The following is a 19,257-nucleotide window of genomic DNA, read 5'->3' on the forward strand; positions in this document are numbered from 1 at the left end:
ATGCTATGAAAATATTTTTTTATAAGGATCAATTACTTGTTTTTTGACATCAGTAATGATTTCATAGCCATTGAAACCCAATGATGCTCCATAATCATCCTTTTTTTCCTCTCATAATTTAATTATAATTTCTTGTAAAATTTTAATTTCTTCGGCACTAAAAATTTTTTTATCAACCACAATAATATTATATTTTATAGGATCAGTAGCTGTTAGAAATTCAATTTTTACATCACCATTTGCGTTTTCAGGCGAAAAATAACCTTTACTTGAATTTGTATAAGCAAATGAACCAAAATCATCAAAAACAATATTATAATTTTTAGTTTCGCCACGTCCAATATCTCTGCGCGCATTATCTGTTGTGCTATATTTTTCTGGATTTTTAATGCGATCAATTGCAAATGAAATAAATTTATTTCCTTCTTTATTGAAATGTTTTTTGAATAATTCCTGTTGCAAAATGTATTTTGATGCACTACCAGTTTTACCACTTAGAATTCCAAAATTTCGAAATGCATTTCAATCTTTTTGATCTCATGCCTTCTTAATTTCATCTCTTTGTTTTTTATTGCCTTGAATCATGATTATTCCACGGTAATAATCAACTAGTTTATTATCTGGTTGATAAAAAAATTCATATTTTTCACCATCTCATTGATATTCGGCATCATTTCAAAGTGCATGTGGAACTTTTTCAAATAATTCTTGTGCTTTTTTAGCAATTTGTCTTAATTTATCATTTTCTTGACCATTGCTATATTGGTCATTAAAATTATAATCAAATTTAAAAGCTTTAGTTTTTGTTTGAATGATTGGCAAAATATTTTCATTTCCTTTTTCATGAATCTGGGAAATATAATTTGGAAGTGTTAAGACAGCAATATTGCTTGTCCCTTTTTTAATAACATTGATTGAATCATTATTTTGGCTGCTATAAATTAATTCAAGTTTCAAATTTTGTTTGGTTTTTTGATTGAATTGATCTAAGATGTCTTTAAAGAAAGTGTGTTGTTTTTGTTTTGAATATGGGGCATTGACAATGAAACTAAGACTTTTTTCTTTTTGGTAGCATGAAATGGCTAGCGTTGAAAGACTTATAATTGGTATTGCTGATAAGAAGATTTTTATTTTTTTCATATTGTATAATTTATTAATCCTTTCATAAATTATGAAAAAGATAAGATAAACCCATCATATCAATAATTTAAGATATTTAATTAAAATATGGGTATTTTTTTTAGTCTTTTGCACCCTTATCCTTTTTTGATAATTTTATACTAAAAAACCCAAAAAGAAATGAAAGTATCTAATTTATTGTTTTTATTACTAAATATTTAATCGAATTTATTTTTTAGGGATTAAAAATCGGGTTTTTAGAAACTATTTTTTTAAGTTTAATAAAGTTATATAATATAACTTATACTTAAATATTTAAAATTGTGTAACAAAATAAAAATAAAAAAAGGAGATTATGGAGTATTTTGTTGGTCAAATAATTAAAGCAAAAGTTTTTAGAATCTCAAAAAATGTCATTACTTTTAAAACAGAGAATGGCAATATTTGTTATTTAAATATTTCAGAAGTAAGTGATTATTTTGTTAAGGATTTGAATATGATGTTTCGTGTCAATGATATCAAAGAAGTAAAAATTATTGAAATCATGCCGAATAATGAATTATTGCTTTCATTTAAACAAATTCATCCTAAAGAATTAAGAAATCCCTTTGAATTTCGTCTTGATGCGAATGATGCTGAATTTGAGTCATTATTAAACTTTACAAATAAGGAAATTGAACATGGCAATTAAAAATAAAATTGATTTTGTTTGCGATCAAGTCATTAATCAAAAAGTTTTTGAAGGTAAATACAAAGAAATTATTCATTCCATCAATGAAAAAATTAAAACCAATGAGATTTCTTCACAAAAAAATTTAGGTTTTTTGCATGTCAAAAAAAATATACAAAAAAGTGATTATTCAAAACTTCAAAACATCTTAAAGTTTTTTAATGAAGAAAAAATTGAAGTTTTAGTTGTAATTGCACCAGAATATATTTGTTTACAATCAGAAAGCATTATTAATTTAGTTGATACACATCTTAAGGAAGATAGCGATATTGATATTTTATTCATCAATGAAAGTTATTCAGGAATTGATGTGGCAAATTTAATTAAATATTTGGAAAATAAGCGTTTTGCTTTAAATGTGATTTCAAAAAATGGCGATGATTTTGAATCTTTGATTATCTTTAGAGAATTGATTTCTTTATTAACAAATCGTGTCGGAAGAAATAATGCGACAAAATATATTTATGTTACAACAAATAATAACTATGGGCGTTTATTTAATTGAGCCCAAGCAAAAAATTATCAACATTTAGTTTTATTGGATAATACAAATGAACGTTTTTTAAACTATTCAGCAGCTGTGTTGCTTCCACTTGCTTGTGCAAGAATTAATATTGATTCATATCTTGAAGGGGCAAATGAGGCGAATTTATTTTATGAAAATTGCCCGCTAGGAAATAATAGTGCTTACAAATATGCTTTGGTGCGTTATATCTTTAGTAAGTTAGACCGCAATACTAAACAAAAAGATATTTTTGTCAATGAAAATATTTGTGTTTTTTCACAAACACATCAAAAAATTGGTAATTTACTTGCAATGTATTTGAATGAAACCTCATATCGAAGTTATCGCGGAATAAAGGTTAATTCATTTTTGCAACCTTCAGATACAAAAACATATACGAATATATTTTTTCAAAAGCATCAACAAATGTTTGATACGCATCTAATTGTTAAAAACCCATCATTTGATTTTAATGTTAGCATTATGGATGATAGTGATTTAAATGATTTAAACTACTTAATGAAATATTCTTATAATAAACTAAATAAGGTTATGAATAAAGTAATAAAAAATTGTCATTTAATCAATCAAATACCTTTTGTCGAAATTATTATTGATGATTTAAATCACAAAACTTTAGGTTGAATTATTTCTTTTATTCATCATGCTGCAATCATGTCTGCTTATTTAATGGATTTAGATCCATTTGAAGATAATGGCTTAAGAGCTTATAATATTGAGTTAACAAAGAAATTTACAGAATTAATGGGAGAAAATAAAAATGAATAAAATCGGAATTATTGGTGTTGGTGCAGTTGGATCATCTTTTTTATATGCGGCATTGAATAAACAAATTGAAGCAGATTATATTTTGGTTGATGCATTTGCGGATTATGTCAAAGCACAAGCTAAAGATTTAAATGATGCGGCATGTTCAATGGCAAATAATGGATCAACATTTACACCTGGAAATTATGATGATTTAAAAGATGCACAAGTTATTGTTATTACGGCCTCAGTCAAACCAAAAGATGGTGTTTTAAAAGATCGTTTGGAACTATTAACTGATAATGCGAAATTAATAGCAGAAATTGCTAAAAATGTTAAAAAATCAGGTTTTAATGGAATTACAATTATTGCTTCAAACCCTGTTGACATTATGGCTTGTGTTTATCAACAAGTAACGCAATTTGAATCAAGCAAAGTTATTTCATCCGGAACAATTTTAGAAACAGCAAGAATGAAAAAATTCTTGTCTGAAAAAATCAATGTTAAAGCCTCATCAATCACAGGTTTTGTGATTGGTGAACATGGTGCAAGATGTTTAATTCCTTTTTCAAAAATGCGGATTGGACTTGGCTCATTAAAAGATTGATTAGCAAATGGGATGATTACAAAAGAATGACTTGATAATTTAAACCAAAAAGTTAAAGACGAAGCATTTGAAATTATTAGTGGGAAAGGTATTACAAATTTTGGTATTGGTGCAAACTTAGCAGAAATTGTGCAAGCAATTTTAACTGATCGGAAAGTAATTTATTCACTTGGTGTAAGATTGCCAAAAGAATACAAACATAGTGGCGTTTATTTTGGACTACCAGTCATTCTTGGAAAAAACGGTTATATTCATCTGCCAAAAATAAGATTAGAAGATGATGAACAAATCATTTTTGATAATTATTCAAAAGAAATGAAAGATACAACAATTCAAATTCTTCAAAATCTAAATATTAAACCCGATTTTGAATAAGGTGATAAACCTTATTTTTTATTTGTCTTTTTTCATTATAATATTCAATTATGCAAAGCATTAAATTTAAAAATTATTTCGCTTCATACCAAAAAGAAAAAAATAATGTTTTAAAAAATATCACTCTTGAAATCAATCGTGGAGAAATGATTGCAATTATTGGTAAATCAGGTTCAGGAAAAACAACATTATTTAATGCCTTACTAAAACAGTTAAAAACAAGATCGGGCAATCTTTTTATTAATGATAAAAACATTGATTTGATTAAGAAAAAAGAATGAAAAAAAATTATCAATAAAGTTGGATATTTATCGCAAGAAACTAATTTGATTAATCATTTAAATGTTTATGAAAATATTTTGCATTTTTATTTAAATTACAAAAATAAATTTTGTGCTTTTTTTAAAATTCTTACTAAAAAACAAAAACAAGAAATTTATGATGTTTTAAGTAGTTTAGATATTCTTGACAAAATTTATACAAAAATTTCTGATTTATCAGGCGGGCAAAAACAACGTGTTGCGATTGCGAAATTATTATTAAAAAATGTTGACATTATTTTAGCTGATGAACCAACTTCTTCTCTTGATATTAAAACATCAAAAGATATTATGAATATTCTTAAAAAAATTAACAAGGAATACCAAACAACAATTTTAATCAATATTCATGATCTTAATATTGTGCAAACTTTTTTTGATCAATATTGCTTCATTAAGAATGGTGAATTAATTCAAGTTGGAAATCCCAAAAATTTATCACAAAAAGAAATTGAAAAATTATATGAAGTTTAATTAAGAATAATATTCTTAATTTTTATTTTTTTATTAAACAGGAGTTATTAAGGTAAAATTAAGGAATATCTCATTCAAAAAAGTAATTTGTTTTATAAATTAAATAAAACTAAAATTAAGAAAAAATTAAATTTTATTAATGATATTAAATTCAATAAATTTTTAAAATAAATTACTTTTTTAAAAAAACAATAAAAAGGAGGTGCAAACTTATGAAAAGAAAAGCAAATAATTTTGTTTCTGAAGAAGAAAATAAAAACATCAAAACAAACAAAGTTTCACAAAAAAGAAATTTTATTAATCAACGTTTAATTGAAGCTTCAGAATCTAATATTGAAAATCTTTATAAAAAATACAATACATCAGAGCATGGTACTCTTGATGAAGATGTGATTAAAGAAAATAAAGAGAAATATGGAACAAACAAAATTTCTAAAAAAGGTGAAGATAATGGATTCAAGCGATTTTTTAGGTCATTTTTTAATTTGTTTAACATCATTCTTTTAGTTTTAGTTTTTGTTTCGGCAATCGTTGATATTATTTTGCCACTTGTTCAAAATAAACCCGATGATTTAAATTACATCACTGTGATTATTATTGTTGTAATTATATTTTCAAGTAGCATCATTCATTTTATTCAAGAACAACGATCAGCTTCAAATGCAAATAAATTAATTGAGATTATTGCAACAACATGTTTAGTTGAAAGAAATGGCGTTTTGAAAGAAATTCCAATGGATGAAGTTGTTGCTGGAGATATTGTGCATTTGGCAGCGGGAGACATAATTCCTGGGGATGTAAGAATTATTAGTGCTAAGGACTTATTTGTTTCGCAATCTTCTTTAACGGGTGAAAGTGTTGCAATTGAGAAATATGCACAAATTGATACGCAAGGCAAATATGACAATGTTACTGATCGACAAAATTTAGCATTTATGGGGTCAAATATTATTTCTGGATCTGCTAAAGCATTAGTTATAATTGTTGGAAATGAGACATTCATTGGTTCAGTTGCTTCGAAATTGAATGAAAAACCAACTCCAACCAACTTTGATAAAGGAATCAAAAAAATTTCTTTATTGTTTACAATTGTAATTTCGATTGTTATTCCAATTGTTTTTTTAATTGTTGGATTAACACAACAAAGAACAGATGGAAATGTTGCTTGATTAAATGCGCTATTGTTTGGAATTTCAATTGCAATTGGAATTACCCCTGAAATGCTTCCGATGATTGTGACTGCTTGTTTATCAAGAGGTTCAATTGCAATGGGGAAAGCTAAAACAATTGTTAAGAGCTTAAATTCAATCCAAAACTTTGGAACAATGGATATTTTGTGTACTGATAAAACTGGAACATTGACGCAAGATGAAATTATTTTAGAACGTCATTTGGATGTTAATGGTAAAGAAGACTTACATGTTTTAAAATATGCATTTTTAAATTCATATTATCAAACAGGATTAAAAAATATTTTAGATACTTCAATCATTACAAGAACACTTGAATTAGCAGAGGATAAAAAATATTTAGATAATCTTGAATTACATTATTTAAAAGTTGATGAAGTTCCTTTTGATTTCAATCGGAAAAGAATGTCAGTTTTAGTTAAATCATTAAAAAATGAAAAAGTGACTTTAATTACTAAAGGAGCTGTTGAAGAAATTATTAATGTATGTAGCAAAATTTATTTAGATGGTAAAGTTGTTCCATTGGATAAAAAAATCACGAAAAAAGTTTTAAATAAAGTTAGAGAATTTAGCGAAGAAGGAATGAGGGTTGTTGCAATTGCTTCAAAAAAATCAACCTCGGAAGCAATTGGAAAATTATCAGTTGCAGATGAAAAAGAAATGACATTAATTGGTTATCTAACATTTTTAGATCCACCAAAAGATTCGGCCGAAGATGCAATTAAAAAATTACATAATTTAGGTGTTGCAGTGAAGATTTTAACTGGGGATAATCCTTTAGTTACAAAATCAGTTTGTGCAAAGGTTGGCATTCCATATCAAAAAATTCTTTTAGGACAAGAAATTTCAAAAATGAGTGATGAAGAGCTAGCAATTGAGGTTGAAAAAACCGATATTTTTGCAAAACTAAGTCCTGATCAAAAAGCAAGAATCATTGCAATTTTAAGAAAAAATGGCCATGTTGTTGGTTATATGGGTGACGGAATTAATGATGCTCCGGCGATGAAAATTGCTGATGTTTCAATCTCTGTTGATACAGCTGTTGATATTGCAAAAGAAACAGCAAACATTATTCTTTTAGAAAAAGATTTAAATGTTTTAGCAACCGGAATTATTGAAGGTAGAAAAACACATGCTAATATCAACAAATACATCAAAATAACTGTTGCTTCAAACTTTGGGAATATTTTAAGTGTAATGATTGCATCGGTTATGTTGCCTTTTATTCCAATGGCACCAGTGCAAATAATTTTTCTAAACTTAATTTATGATATTTGTTGTGGGGCAATCCCTTGGGATAATGTTGATAAAGAAACAATTGAATCACCGCCGAAATGGGATCATAAATCAATTTGGAAATTTATGCTTTGGTTTGGAATTACAAGTTCAATCATTGATGTCATGACATTTTGTTTATTGTTTTTCTTGATTCTACCAAAATCAGTTGGGAAAGAAACATTCACAAAAATCAGTGATTATCACAACTTATTATCAAAAGAACAACAAACACTATTTAAATCAATGTTTTGATCAGGATGATTAATTCTTTCAATGTGAACACAAGCAATGGTTCTACATTTCTTGAGATCAAAAAAAGTTGCAATTATTCAAACCAATGCTTCAGTTCCACTGATTATTTCAACATTAATGGGAATTGGTGTCGTAACAGCATTGCCATATATTCCAAAATTAAATTCAGCACTGCTTCTATCTCCACTTCCAGCGATATATTTTGCTTGATTAGCATTGCTTTTAACAACCTATTTAACATTAGTTGCAATTGTCAAAATAATCTATCGAAAAGTTTATCGTTCGATTCTATAATTAATTTTTTTAAAAAAAGACATCAAAAATTTCAAATGTCTTTTTTTGTTTTTTAAAATTAAAATTAAATCTTGATAAAAAAATCCAAGTTTGGCATTAATATATTACAATTTACTATATAAATTAAATAAGGAATTAAGTTTTATAATATGACACAAAAAGATGATAATATTGCTATTTTCACGATGGATAATTCCGAAAAATTAGCAAACGAGATTGGAATTTATTTAAATCGTGAGATTAAAAAAATTAATAAAGTAATATTCGCCGATGGAGAAAGAATGCTTTTTCCCAATGAAACAGTGCGAAACAAAACAGTTTTCATTATTAATAACACCTCAAAACCAGTCAATGATAATTTAATGGATTTATTAATCTTTATTGATTCATTAAAACGCGCCAATGCCAAAAGAGTAATTTGTGTAATGACTTATTATGGTTATGCAAGACAAGATCGAATGGCAAACCCACGCCAACCAATCACAGCACGTTTAGTTGCGGATTTACTTGAGACAGCAGGAGCAGATAAATTAATTACGCTTGATTTACATAATGCTTCAATTCAGGGGTTTTTTAATATCCCAGTTGATGATTTGCGAGGACAATTTATTTTTTCAAAAGAGTTTCGTTTAAGAAATGATAAATTTGTAATTGTTTCTCCTGACCATGGTGGCGCTGTGCGGGCAAGACAACTTTCAGAATTACTAAAAACTGAAGAACAAATTGCAATTATTGACAAAAGAAGAACAGCCCCAAATGTTTCAGAAATTATGGGTGTTTTAGGGGATGTTAAAAATAAAAATGTGATTATTTATGATGACATTATTGATACAGGTGGAACAATTGTTCATGCGGCAGAAATTCTAAAGAAACAAGGGGCGAATAAAATTATTATTGCCGCAACACATGGACTATTTTCAAAAGGTTTTGAAATGTTTGAGGAAAGTAAGATTATTGATGAAGTAATTATTACTAATTCAATTGATCATTCACACTTATCACATTTTAAAAAATTAAGAGAATTGTCAATGGCAGAGTTTCTTGGATTAGTCATTAAAGCAAATATTAATAACACTTCAATTGGTGAAATATATGAAGATTATAGCAAGGGAAGAGTTTAATCAATTAATTAAAACTTCTTTAAATAAGATAGATGATATAATAATTTCCAAACTTTGGGATTATTATTTTTTAATTGAAAATCATAATCAAACTTATAACTTAACTGGTTATTATCAAGATAAATTAGTTAAAGAAGGGATTATTGAATCAATTTTAATTTTTAAAGAAATTAATAAAAATATTCTTTGTTTAACAAATAAAAAAATTTTAGATATTGGTTCAGGAGCAGGATTTCCAATCATTCCTTATTTTATTTATAATCCAAATTTTGAATTAACAATTTATGAACCAAGTCAAAAAAGAGTTAATTTTTTAAAAAAAGTTATTCAAGTTTGTGATCTTAAAAATATCACAATTAAACCCCTTCGTGCCGAAGAATCAAACGAGTTTGAATCTTTTGATTTTATTAGTGCGAAAGCAGTTTCTGAGCTAAAAAATTTAGTTGAAATTTCGCATCATTTAGGAAAAAAAGATGCGATTTTTTGCTTTTTAAAATCTTCAAATTATCAAAATGAAATTAATAATTCAAATTGAATTAAAAAAAATTTAAATATTGATTATCAAATTCTTGATTTGGGGATTTTTTTTAATATCCCTAATGTATTAGTTTATTATCAAAAAACAAAAAAAACACCAGATTTTATTCCAAGAAAATGGTCAATTATTATTAAAAATAATTTAAAAAAATAAGCTTACTTTTAGTTAAAAAGTAAGTTTTTTTATCAACTTTTTTTCTTTAAATAAATTTTTTATTAAATAATTTATTTAATAAATTATATAATTTTACCTATTAAGTATATTATTCAAGGAGATAAATTTTATGAAAAGGTTATTTAAAGAAGTTTTCAGATCTTTATCGAAGAATAAGGTCACATTAGTATGTTTAACCATATTAATCTTTTTAACGACATTTTTATTTACCCTTTTAAATGATGTTAGAACTTCTTACTCAAGAACAATAAATGCATATGATAAAGTATCTAAGTTACATGATTTAACAGTTGACTTAGATCTTAATCCTTCTGGAATAATTCCGCATAATGGCTATGACCAAATTGGTGAAGACAATGTTACAAAGGTTAATGAACCAATTAAATTTGAAGCAACACCAAATAGCCAATCCCAAAATAATAATGAAAAACAAGTTACCTATACACTTAATCTACCTGCTGATAAACAAAATTATCTTAAAATAAGTGATATTGGAAAATGAGATGTTGATCAAAAATATAAAAATTTTTATATCTCAACACAGGATTTTTTAAAACTATATTATGAAGAAATTAATGGCAATATAACAAGTACAAAATTTGCGATTAATAATAAAGCAAATACAACTGAAGACAGAATCAATGAATTTAGTTTTTCAGGTGGAAATAATAACAATAAAAAATTTAAAGTTTATACAAATAAAAACGGAAAATTTGAATTAGTTAAAGAGACTATTACATTAAAAAACTCTGAAAAATATGAATTTAAATCAGATGTTACTTTAGGAGATATTTTAACAATATCTTTTGCTGCTAGAGGTGCATTTAATGATCAAGCAACTAAAGATGCAGTAATTGATGCATCCCCATTATTCATTAATGTCAAAACTAAAGAAGCTTCATTTAAAACTAGTGATTATGACCAATGAAGAGATGAAGGCATTTTGCATATTATTCCTTCAACAGAAGTCTTAAAATTACTAGGATTTGAAAAAGATTTAAAAGACAATAAGTGATATTTTAAAAAGGATAATAATTCTGAATTAAAACTACAAGATGATAAGAAAACTACTGAATCACAAATTACTGCTAGTGATAAGTTAGAAAAAAACTTTACTTTAAAACAAAATAATATTTCAGTAAACTCTCCTGCATATGTTGAATTAAAGTCAGGAACTAATTATACAATTCCAAAAAATTGAATAAGAAAGTCAGAAAAACTAGTTACTTATAATTGATATCGTTATATTCTAAATTGAAATGAAATAATGAATGAAGAAGATTCAAATTGAAAAGGTTCATATTTTAGATTTATAACTAATTTTAAGAATAACTACAAAACTGATTATGATAATAAGTTATATTTCTCATATTGAGATAAAACGATTACAATGAAATACTCAATTCTTGATGGTTCAAATAAATTTCAAGAAATTATAGAAAATGAAAAAATTACAAAAGATGATTTAAATCGAACTTTCAAGAGAGCATGAGAAGCAAATGTAAGAAAACCAAATCAAAAAATTCCTGCAAATAAATTAAAAAATGATAATCTTAAAGCTTGAACTATCAAAGATATTGAATTTAATAAAATTGGTCAAGATGAAATTTCAAATGAAGATTTTGAAGCAATTGCTGATGTTTCAAAACTTAAAAAACATCAAGACTTCATTCGTAACAACACTGTTGGTTTTGCAAAAGTCTCAATTCTTAAAAATATCCAAGATCGTGTTGGTAAGGATAATCTAGGAATTAGAAAAACAATTACTGTTGAAACTGTTAATGAAGAAAATAGTAAAAAGAATGTTTTCCACTTTGTTGATATGGGAGACAAAAATAAAAAAATTAATGGTTTTGAAAATAATGTCGGAAGATTGTATCATGAAACATTAAACCCCGGATGATTAAACCAAAGTATTTCAAATGAAAATGTTGATAGTTTCTTATTAAAACCAGATAAAAATAGTTCAAAAATTAAAAAACTTCCTTCAGTTTATACAAGATCATTAATATCATCAATTTTTAGAAATTTCACCCCTGATATTAATTACTTTAATGCTGATATTCGATTTGAAAATTATTATGACTTTTTTAGAAGTACACAAATTCCCAATCTAGTTAATGGCAAGATTTTAGTTTTAACAACGGCTGATGATGAAGAAAAAGCAAATGGATCAAGTGTGATTGGTGCAATTGCAATGCCATTGCCTGATAAATATATTGTTTTAAAACAAAGTCATATTGATGGATTTTCAGATAAAAAAGTTTGAAATAAGATTATTGTTGAAAATAAAGATTATTTAAGTTTAGATGAAGTTTATCAATATTTAATCAAAAATAATTACACAATTCGGGCTGAAATTGGGGAAAATGGATGAGCTGTAGTAAGTGACCAATTTCGAAACTCAATTAGTTTACCAATTTCATTTGGTGCAATTTCAAATGATTTAACACAAGAAATTATCCAAAAAAATACGATTAAGACATTAATTGAACAACTTCAATCAGCATTGATTGATACAGACTTTGGAAAATTGTTTAAGCGTCAAGACATTGTTCGTTTATTTAGAGCAATTTCAGATTCAATTGAAGCAAATGGTTTCCATACTTTATTATCAATTGGGAAAACAAACCGCTTTATTTTTGAAAAAACAATGTTGGATGTTATTAAATATTTAGTAAAACCAATTAATCAAACTAATACACAAAATTTACAATATGTTAATATCAATGCCAATTCATTTTTACATAATTTCTTTAGAAACATTTTTAAATACTTCAAAATGAAATATGTTGAAAATGATCGAAATGATCAATATATTGTCAATGAAATTAATAAATTAGCCCAAATTCTTAGTTTCAATAAAATGTATATCATTCCACAATTAAAAATTTCATTAAGTGATCTATTAGGTTATATTGAGAATAAAGAAAAAATCTTTGATGTTTTATCAGAATTAATTAGTTCAATTGATTTTGTGAAATTTTCAGTCCTAATCAATGATTGATTTGATAAACATCCTTATAAACCATTTACCGCAGTTAATGATACATATTGAACAATGTCACGTGATCGAATGCTGATTTCATTCCTGGCATCAGTTAATGAAAATCAATTTAAAAATAGTTTAAAAGATTTAATTAACTTAGTTGATTTTTCAAAATTCTTAAAACCTGATTTAAATGAAAAATCAAGTTATTTTGCAAAATGAGTTGCTGCACACAAAGAAGCAAGAACACTCAACGAAGAAGATAAAAACCAAGTAGAAAAATTCTTTAGGGCATTAGATGCAAAAAAAGACGGATCATACTCAAATATTAGAGAAGGTTTATCAACAATTATTTCAAATATTAGTTTAGAAAAATTCACTGCTTCATTAGGCAAATTAATTCGTCATGTCAAATACCCAATTACTGCAAATAATAAAATTTATAATGACTACAACACTGAAGAATTAAATAAATTTGATTATTTAGCAGCCTTTATGTCTTCAATAAATTCAGGAATTGATAATAATGTTTCATTTAGTAAAATTAATCAAATCCAAAATGCAATTATTCAAATTCTTAATTTATCAAACAAAACACAACAAGTAGCTGGCGATATTTTGAATATTGCAATCCCTAGTTCTGATGATGGAAAAATATCATTACTTGATTTAGGTGTTTTACCAAAATTAGCATTTCCAAAAAATCCATCTTCAACAAATGTAACGCCATATAATATTTCAATTAATGGGTTTAGTTTAGTTGATATTAAAAAAATTATTTCAAAAGTTGAAAATGCAATTACTTCAAAAACACTATTGAAATTAACGCAATCAGAATTAAACTTTATTAAAAATGAAGCCTTAATTAAAGAAATTGAATTAAATAATTTGAATTTAATTAAGGACAAATTAAATAAGTATTACCAATTTATTGAAAAAATTCAATTAAAAAAATTAAAACCAACAAATGATAAATACGATTTCAAAGATTCAAAATCTGAACATGATGTTGATTCTTATGGTGATTTAACATATTGGTCAGCAATGATTGATAGCAGTAGCAGTATCAAAGATCTTGAAATTGTTAAAAAGATTCATAGTTTGCTTGCTGAGTATGTAATTGAACCTGTTTTCATGGGTAATAAAGAATATGATGTGATGAAAAATCATTTTAAGAGCTACAGCTTATGAATTAAATTAGCTTATTTCTTGAATCGAATTGAAAGAGATGAAGATAAAATTACCATTGATGAACCAACAGGAAATAAAATTATTGAAAAACAACATAAAAAAGTTCTTTCATTTGATCAAATCACAGGGATTCTAAATGAATTATATTTATTTGGGAAGAAAGAAAAAGTTGTTAAAGCAATGACTAATTATGAGAATGTTGTAAATCCAATTCCAAGTAAAGTAATTTTTGGATCTGATAGTCAATATAATGCAACGGTGTTTAAAATTCCTTATGCTCATGCACATACGAATTTAGCAAATAAGGAATTAGAAAAATTACTTGATAATTCAACAGAAATTACAGAATTTAAAAATAACTTAAGAAAAAATCATAATATTAAAGATGAAAAACTTATTAATAAAATTGTTGCCTTATTAAAAAATAATTCTTATGAAATTACATATAACTTAGGTTATATTGCAACTGCTTCTCAATCAGCTACAAATTATGATGGTGCGCTAAATAAATTCATTAATTCATTTTTAAATACCAAAAAAAGAACAACTTCATTAAACCCTTTAATTAATGATGATTATGAATTTGATTTAGCATTCAAAATGGCAATTGATAATACAAAATTAGGTAATTATTTGTCAACAATAAATGTGCCAAATAATTTATTAAATCCAATGATTTTATTATCATTCCCACAAATTCCTTTGTATTATGGTTTAAGTCCAAATCCAAATGAAGGAAATTTAGCATACATTGTTAAAAAGATGATGGATAATTTAAGATTTTCAAATATTGAAGATATTAAAAAACAAATCCAAGCGCTAACTCATGAATTTGATAGTTCAATTCATTTTGTTGAATCAAAAAATGATAGTGCTGTAGATTTGGATATTTCAAGTTTTAACCATCTATTCAACAATGTTTTAAGAAATGAAAATGGTGGTGAATTAGAAATATTTGGGATTAATATCACAACTTCAATTAAAAAAGCCTTATTCAAAATTGTGCAACCAATTCAAGTTTCAAACCTAATTTCATACACTGATTCAGGTTCGTATTTAGCAAAAGTAAACTATGGTTATGCAAATAAAAATGGTAAGGAAGTATATACTGGAGATATTAGTCAATATTTAAATAACCCATATGGAATGCAAGTTTTCATTGCTTCATTGGATGATAAATATAAAATTAAAATCAATACCCAAGAATATTTAATTATTGGCATTGATTCATCAACAGATTATTTATATCCTGTTGTTAATGAAGAAAATATTCAAGTTGATCCAAGTACACAAGCAATTGTTTATGTTAATTCAAAAGGATTTGACCGGATTTTTTCAGCTTATCCAACTTTTGCAATCAAAGAGTATGCTTTAGTTAAAGCACCAGTTGATGACAAAGGGAAATTTATTGCAGGAAGTTCACCAGAAGATCTAAAAAAAGAATTTAGTGAAATGATGACAAATATTAATCCAAATTCATTTAATAAAGTTTATTTAAAAGATGAAATGGATAGTATTAATCCTGAAAGAAAAATTCGTGTTGTCACAATCAGATCAATTATTAATTCAATTCGAAATGCAAGTATTTATTTAATTAGTATTCTAATTATTTTGGTTGCCTTCATTATTTATTTCATTATGAAAAGATATATTGAAGCAAGAAATAAAGTTGTCGGGATTCTAAGAGCACAAGGATATAAAACTTCAAAAATTGCTTTAGCATTCTGTGCTTTTGGATGAATTCCTGTTGTTGTGGGAGGTTTCTTTGGTTATATTTTAGGATTCTCATTACAAAAACCAGCAATGAATGTTTTAGCTTCATATTGAACACTCGAGAATAACATTATTCCAATTAATGTCTTCTCATTGCTTGGCACAATTTTAGTTCCGTTTTTATTTGTAAGTATTTTGATTTTTATCATTACAAGTATTTCTGTAAGTAAAAAACCAATTGAGTTAATGAGTGGAATTGTTGAAGTTAATGTTGGGAATTTAGCACAACGTGTTTCAGCAATGTTTAGAAAACTTCCAGTTAAAATTAGATTTATTGCCTCAATGGCACTAAATAATTTCTGGAAAATGTTTTCATTACTCCTTGCATTTTCAACAACGTCATTAATTTCGATGTTCTTTTTATCTTCAAATAATATTTTTAATAAAGCAATTAAAAAAACTTATGAAGATCGACTATATAAATTTAAATTAGATTTAGAAAGCCCAACAACTGAAGGTGGACCTTATGTGACATATAATAAGGATGATATCAATTCATTATTATATGTTCCGAATGATTTAGCTGGAAATGCTTCATCAAATGGAAGTCAACTTGATTATTCAAACCCAAATTTCTTAAGACCAGGTAACTCATTTAATACAGACGTTATTCAGAAAAAATTTGAGCCAGTTGTTCTAACGAAATCATCATTGGATATTCTTCTTGATTTATCTGTTGAACTAAGTCCGTGGGATATTACTTATGCGAATATGCCCGAAACCCAAAGAGCAAGAGTCTCGCAAATTTTCAAACGTGTTTCAAAAGAAATGCAAAATACACAGTATTTAATTGATATTTCAAAAATTAAAACAAATGAAAATTACTTGGATGTTTCAAATAGTAAAATTGACAACATTATTGCCGTTACTGATTTAAATAAATTTAAAGAAGATTTAGCACAAAATAAAGAAGAAGATATGTCAAATCGAACAAGTTATTTCATCTTTACTTCTTCAGAAATTTTTGATTCCGGAAATAGTGGCGGTCGGATTAATGAACAATTCAAATTTGTTGAATGAAATCCAACTGAGCAGTTTTATCAAAAACCAAAAGCTGTTTCAACGTCAAGATATAGACAAGAATATCGTAATTTCTTAGTCAATGCATATCGTAAAATTCAAAATCTTGATTTCTTTGTTTCATTTGCAGGAATTTATTGAAATGACACAACAAATGAAAAATATACCTATGCAAAAGCAAAATTAAATAATAAAGAACTAAAAATTTATGGTTATTATGATGATAGTCGTTTCATTTCAATTCGAAACCATAAACATGAAAATCTACAAAAAAAATTAGTTGATTTTGCTTATGATGAATCAAAAAATATTCCAATCATTATCAATGCTGTTGCAGCTAAAAAATATGGTTTAGGAATTGGTTCAGTTATTGAAATGGATTTATTGAACCACGTTGATCGTTTCAGTCATAAAGCGCTAAATCAAAAAGCACCAGAAACACATTATAAATTTGAAGTTATTGATATTTCAGATACTTATATCAATGAAGAATTCATTACACAAAAACATATTTTGGACAAAATTCTTGGTTATGATACATTAAGTAAGCGTCTAAAAGATTCACGTCAATTGGAATTAGAAAATGCAATTTTCCAAAATCCAAATGAAAAAGAAAAAATTCAAAAAATCTTTGATCGAAAATATGATGCATTCAACGGAATTCTTTCAAATGATTTAACACCAGTTCAAACAATTGATACATTAACAACCTATTCATCGACTGGATTCTGAGGAGCAGCTGCTTCATTCGAAGTTGAAGCATCAAATGACCAAGCGGTTTGAGAATTTTTCAAACGTGTATTTATTTCAGATGAAAGAATTAATTATGTTTCAGTTTATGAACATAATATCAATGCATATAATGAAGCGCATCCGGAAGCAAAATTAGATTACAAAGATGTTTTATTCAAACTATTAGAAATTGATGAGACACAATTTGCAAAAATCGTGAAAGAACCAAATTCGAATGAAGAATTTAAAAACATAGCAAGAAATGTTTTATCAAAATTTTATGGTAGTCACCCGGGTACAATTTATGGTAAGAACATTATGTATGGGGCTTCATTTGATGTTAATAGTAAAGATATTGAAGCCGGATTTATTTCAGGAATTTCTAAAACAGTTAACATTATTCTAATTGCTTTCATTGTTGTCTCGCTGCTAATTTCAATCATTATTTTGATTGTTATTACCAACATCATGATTGCTTCAAACAAAAAAGCAATTGCAACATTCTCTGTTTTAGGATATACAAACCGTGAAAAAGTTATGTTATTCTTTGCAAACTTCATCCCAACAATTTTATTTGCTTGTTTCTTAATGATTCCAGTTACATTAGTCTTGATTTCAGTCTTTAATGCGTTTATGATGGCAACATCACAAATTGTTTTACCTTTAGTTCTAAATTATTCAACAATTATTATTTCAATCACAATTTGCTTGACTGTTTTTGCATTAACTTCAATGTTAACTTGAAGAAGTTTAAATAAAGTTAAAGCGGTTGATGCTCTGAAAGGAAAATAATGGCAAAAAAAAATAAACAAAAACAAGAAAATAAAAATAATGATTTAAATAAATTAAACATTATTGATATTCTTAAGCATGATAAACCGTTTGAAATTAAAGATGATGGTTTAACTGTCAAAGTACTTGATTCAGCAACGCTAAAGAAATTTAAACTTGCAAATAACAAGCCAAGAAAAAAAGATGGTTTGGAAAATGAAAAAAACACAAATGATAATATTGTTGAAGTCTCTGATGTCAAAAAAACTTATTTATCAGGAAATGTTGCAACCGATGTTTTAAAAGGGATTTCTTTTGAAATCAAAAAAGGTGAAATTGCAATTTTATATGGAAAATCTGGATCAGGTAAATCAACACTTTTAAATATTATTAGTGCTCTAGATCGTCCAACTTCAGGAAAAGTTATTGTTAATAATATTAATCTTCCTTATTTAAGTGATTCAAAACAAACACTATTTCGAAGAGATAATATTTCCTTTATTTTCCAAAATTATAATTTGTTACAAAACCTAAATAGTTATGACAATGTTGAAACGGGTGCTTATTTACAAAAAAATAAGGCAAAACATTTAAATATTAAAAAATTATTTAAAGATTTTGATTTGGAAGAATGTATGTATAAATACCCTTCACAAATGTCTGGAGGTCAGCAACAACGGGTTTCAATTTTAAGAGCAATCGCCAAAAACTCAGATATTTTAGTTGCCGATGAACCAACAGGGGCATTGGATGAAAAAACTGGGCAAATTGTACTTAAAATTTTGCAAGAAATTAATCGTGATTATGGTACAACAATCATCATTGTTTCCCATGATCCCGATGTTGCACTTTTGGCGGATAAAGTTATTTATTTAGAACTTGGACAAATTAAAGAAGTTGTTACCCAAAAAAGAAAATGGTTAACTGAAGAAATTAAGCAAAATAATTTTGAAGAAATAGCAACAACATAATTTTTTTCAAGAAAATAAGAAAAACAAAAAAAGCTTCTCACAGGATTTTGTGAGAAGTTTTTGAT

General features: G+C 26.3%; 10 protein-coding genes. 9 read left to right on the forward strand and 1 reads right to left on the reverse strand.

Annotation, left to right across the window (positions count from 1 at the left end; all coding sequences use genetic code 4):
* Positions 1-3: 3 nt before the first annotated feature.
* Positions 4-1,140, reverse strand: coding sequence for an ABC transporter thiamine pyrophosphate-binding lipoprotein p37/Cypl (gene cypl / locus D2845_RS00215; RefSeq protein ID WP_110858160.1), 1,137 nt, complete (start codon positions 1,138-1,140; stop codon positions 4-6).
* 334 nt (positions 1,141-1,474) lie between these two features.
* On the opposite strand from cypl, the gene D2845_RS00220 reads away from it, so the two are divergent.
* The 9 genes from D2845_RS00220 to D2845_RS00260 all read left to right on the forward strand — a co-directional run bounded on the left by D2845_RS00220 (position 1,475) and on the right by D2845_RS00260 (position 19,192).
* Positions 1,475-1,810 carry a S1 RNA-binding domain-containing protein gene (locus D2845_RS00220; protein ID WP_110858159.1) on the forward strand — a complete coding sequence of 112 codons (336 nt, stop codon included), beginning with the start codon at positions 1,475-1,477 and terminating at the stop codon, positions 1,808-1,810.
* Positions 1,800-3,143 carry a glucose-6-phosphate isomerase gene (locus D2845_RS05885; RefSeq protein ID WP_110858158.1) on the forward strand — a complete coding sequence of 448 codons (1,344 nt, stop codon included), beginning with the start codon at positions 1,800-1,802 and terminating at the stop codon, positions 3,141-3,143. The genes D2845_RS00220 and D2845_RS05885 overlap by 11 nt, the downstream gene beginning before the upstream one ends.
* Positions 3,136-4,104 (forward strand): lactate/malate family dehydrogenase, encoded by a 969-nt coding sequence (locus tag D2845_RS00230; protein ID WP_002881327.1) that lies wholly within the window; start codon positions 3,136-3,138, stop codon positions 4,102-4,104. The genes D2845_RS05885 and D2845_RS00230 overlap by 8 nt, the downstream gene beginning before the upstream one ends.
* A 50-nt stretch (positions 4,105-4,154) precedes the next feature.
* Positions 4,155-4,898 (forward strand): ATP-binding cassette domain-containing protein, encoded by a 744-nt coding sequence (locus D2845_RS00235; protein ID WP_002881326.1) that lies wholly within the window; start codon positions 4,155-4,157, stop codon positions 4,896-4,898.
* 212 nt (positions 4,899-5,110) lie between these two features.
* Positions 5,111-7,912 carry a magnesium-translocating P-type ATPase gene (gene mgtA / locus D2845_RS00240; protein ID WP_110858157.1) on the forward strand — a complete coding sequence of 934 codons (2,802 nt, stop codon included), beginning with the start codon at positions 5,111-5,113 and terminating at the stop codon, positions 7,910-7,912.
* Positions 7,913-8,061: 149 nt separating this feature from the next.
* A complete protein-coding gene (locus D2845_RS00245) occupies positions 8,062-9,033 on the forward strand; it encodes a ribose-phosphate pyrophosphokinase (protein ID WP_110858156.1) in 972 nt (323 codons plus the stop codon).
* The gene (gene rsmG / locus D2845_RS00250) at positions 9,005-9,724 is read left to right on the forward strand and encodes a 16S rRNA (guanine(527)-N(7))-methyltransferase RsmG (protein ID WP_197712580.1); all 720 of its coding nucleotides are present in this window, start codon (positions 9,005-9,007) and stop codon (positions 9,722-9,724) included. The genes D2845_RS00245 and rsmG overlap by 29 nt, the downstream gene beginning before the upstream one ends.
* 130 nt (positions 9,725-9,854) lie before the next feature.
* Positions 9,855-18,242 carry an ABC transporter permease gene (locus tag D2845_RS05890; RefSeq protein WP_110858155.1) on the forward strand — a complete coding sequence of 2,796 codons (8,388 nt, stop codon included), beginning with the start codon at positions 9,855-9,857 and terminating at the stop codon, positions 18,240-18,242.
* Complete coding sequence (locus tag D2845_RS00260) at positions 18,242-19,192, forward strand: ABC transporter ATP-binding protein (RefSeq protein ID WP_002881318.1); 951 nt, start codon at positions 18,242-18,244, stop codon at positions 19,190-19,192. Before D2845_RS05890 ends, D2845_RS00260 begins: the two co-directional genes overlap by 1 nt.
* The last annotated feature ends 65 nt before the right edge of the window (positions 19,193-19,257 follow it).

The organism is Metamycoplasma alkalescens (assembly GCF_900476125.1).
In the GTDB taxonomy this organism is placed as follows: domain Bacteria; phylum Bacillota_I; class Bacilli_A; order Mycoplasmatales; family Metamycoplasmataceae; genus Metamycoplasma; species Metamycoplasma alkalescens.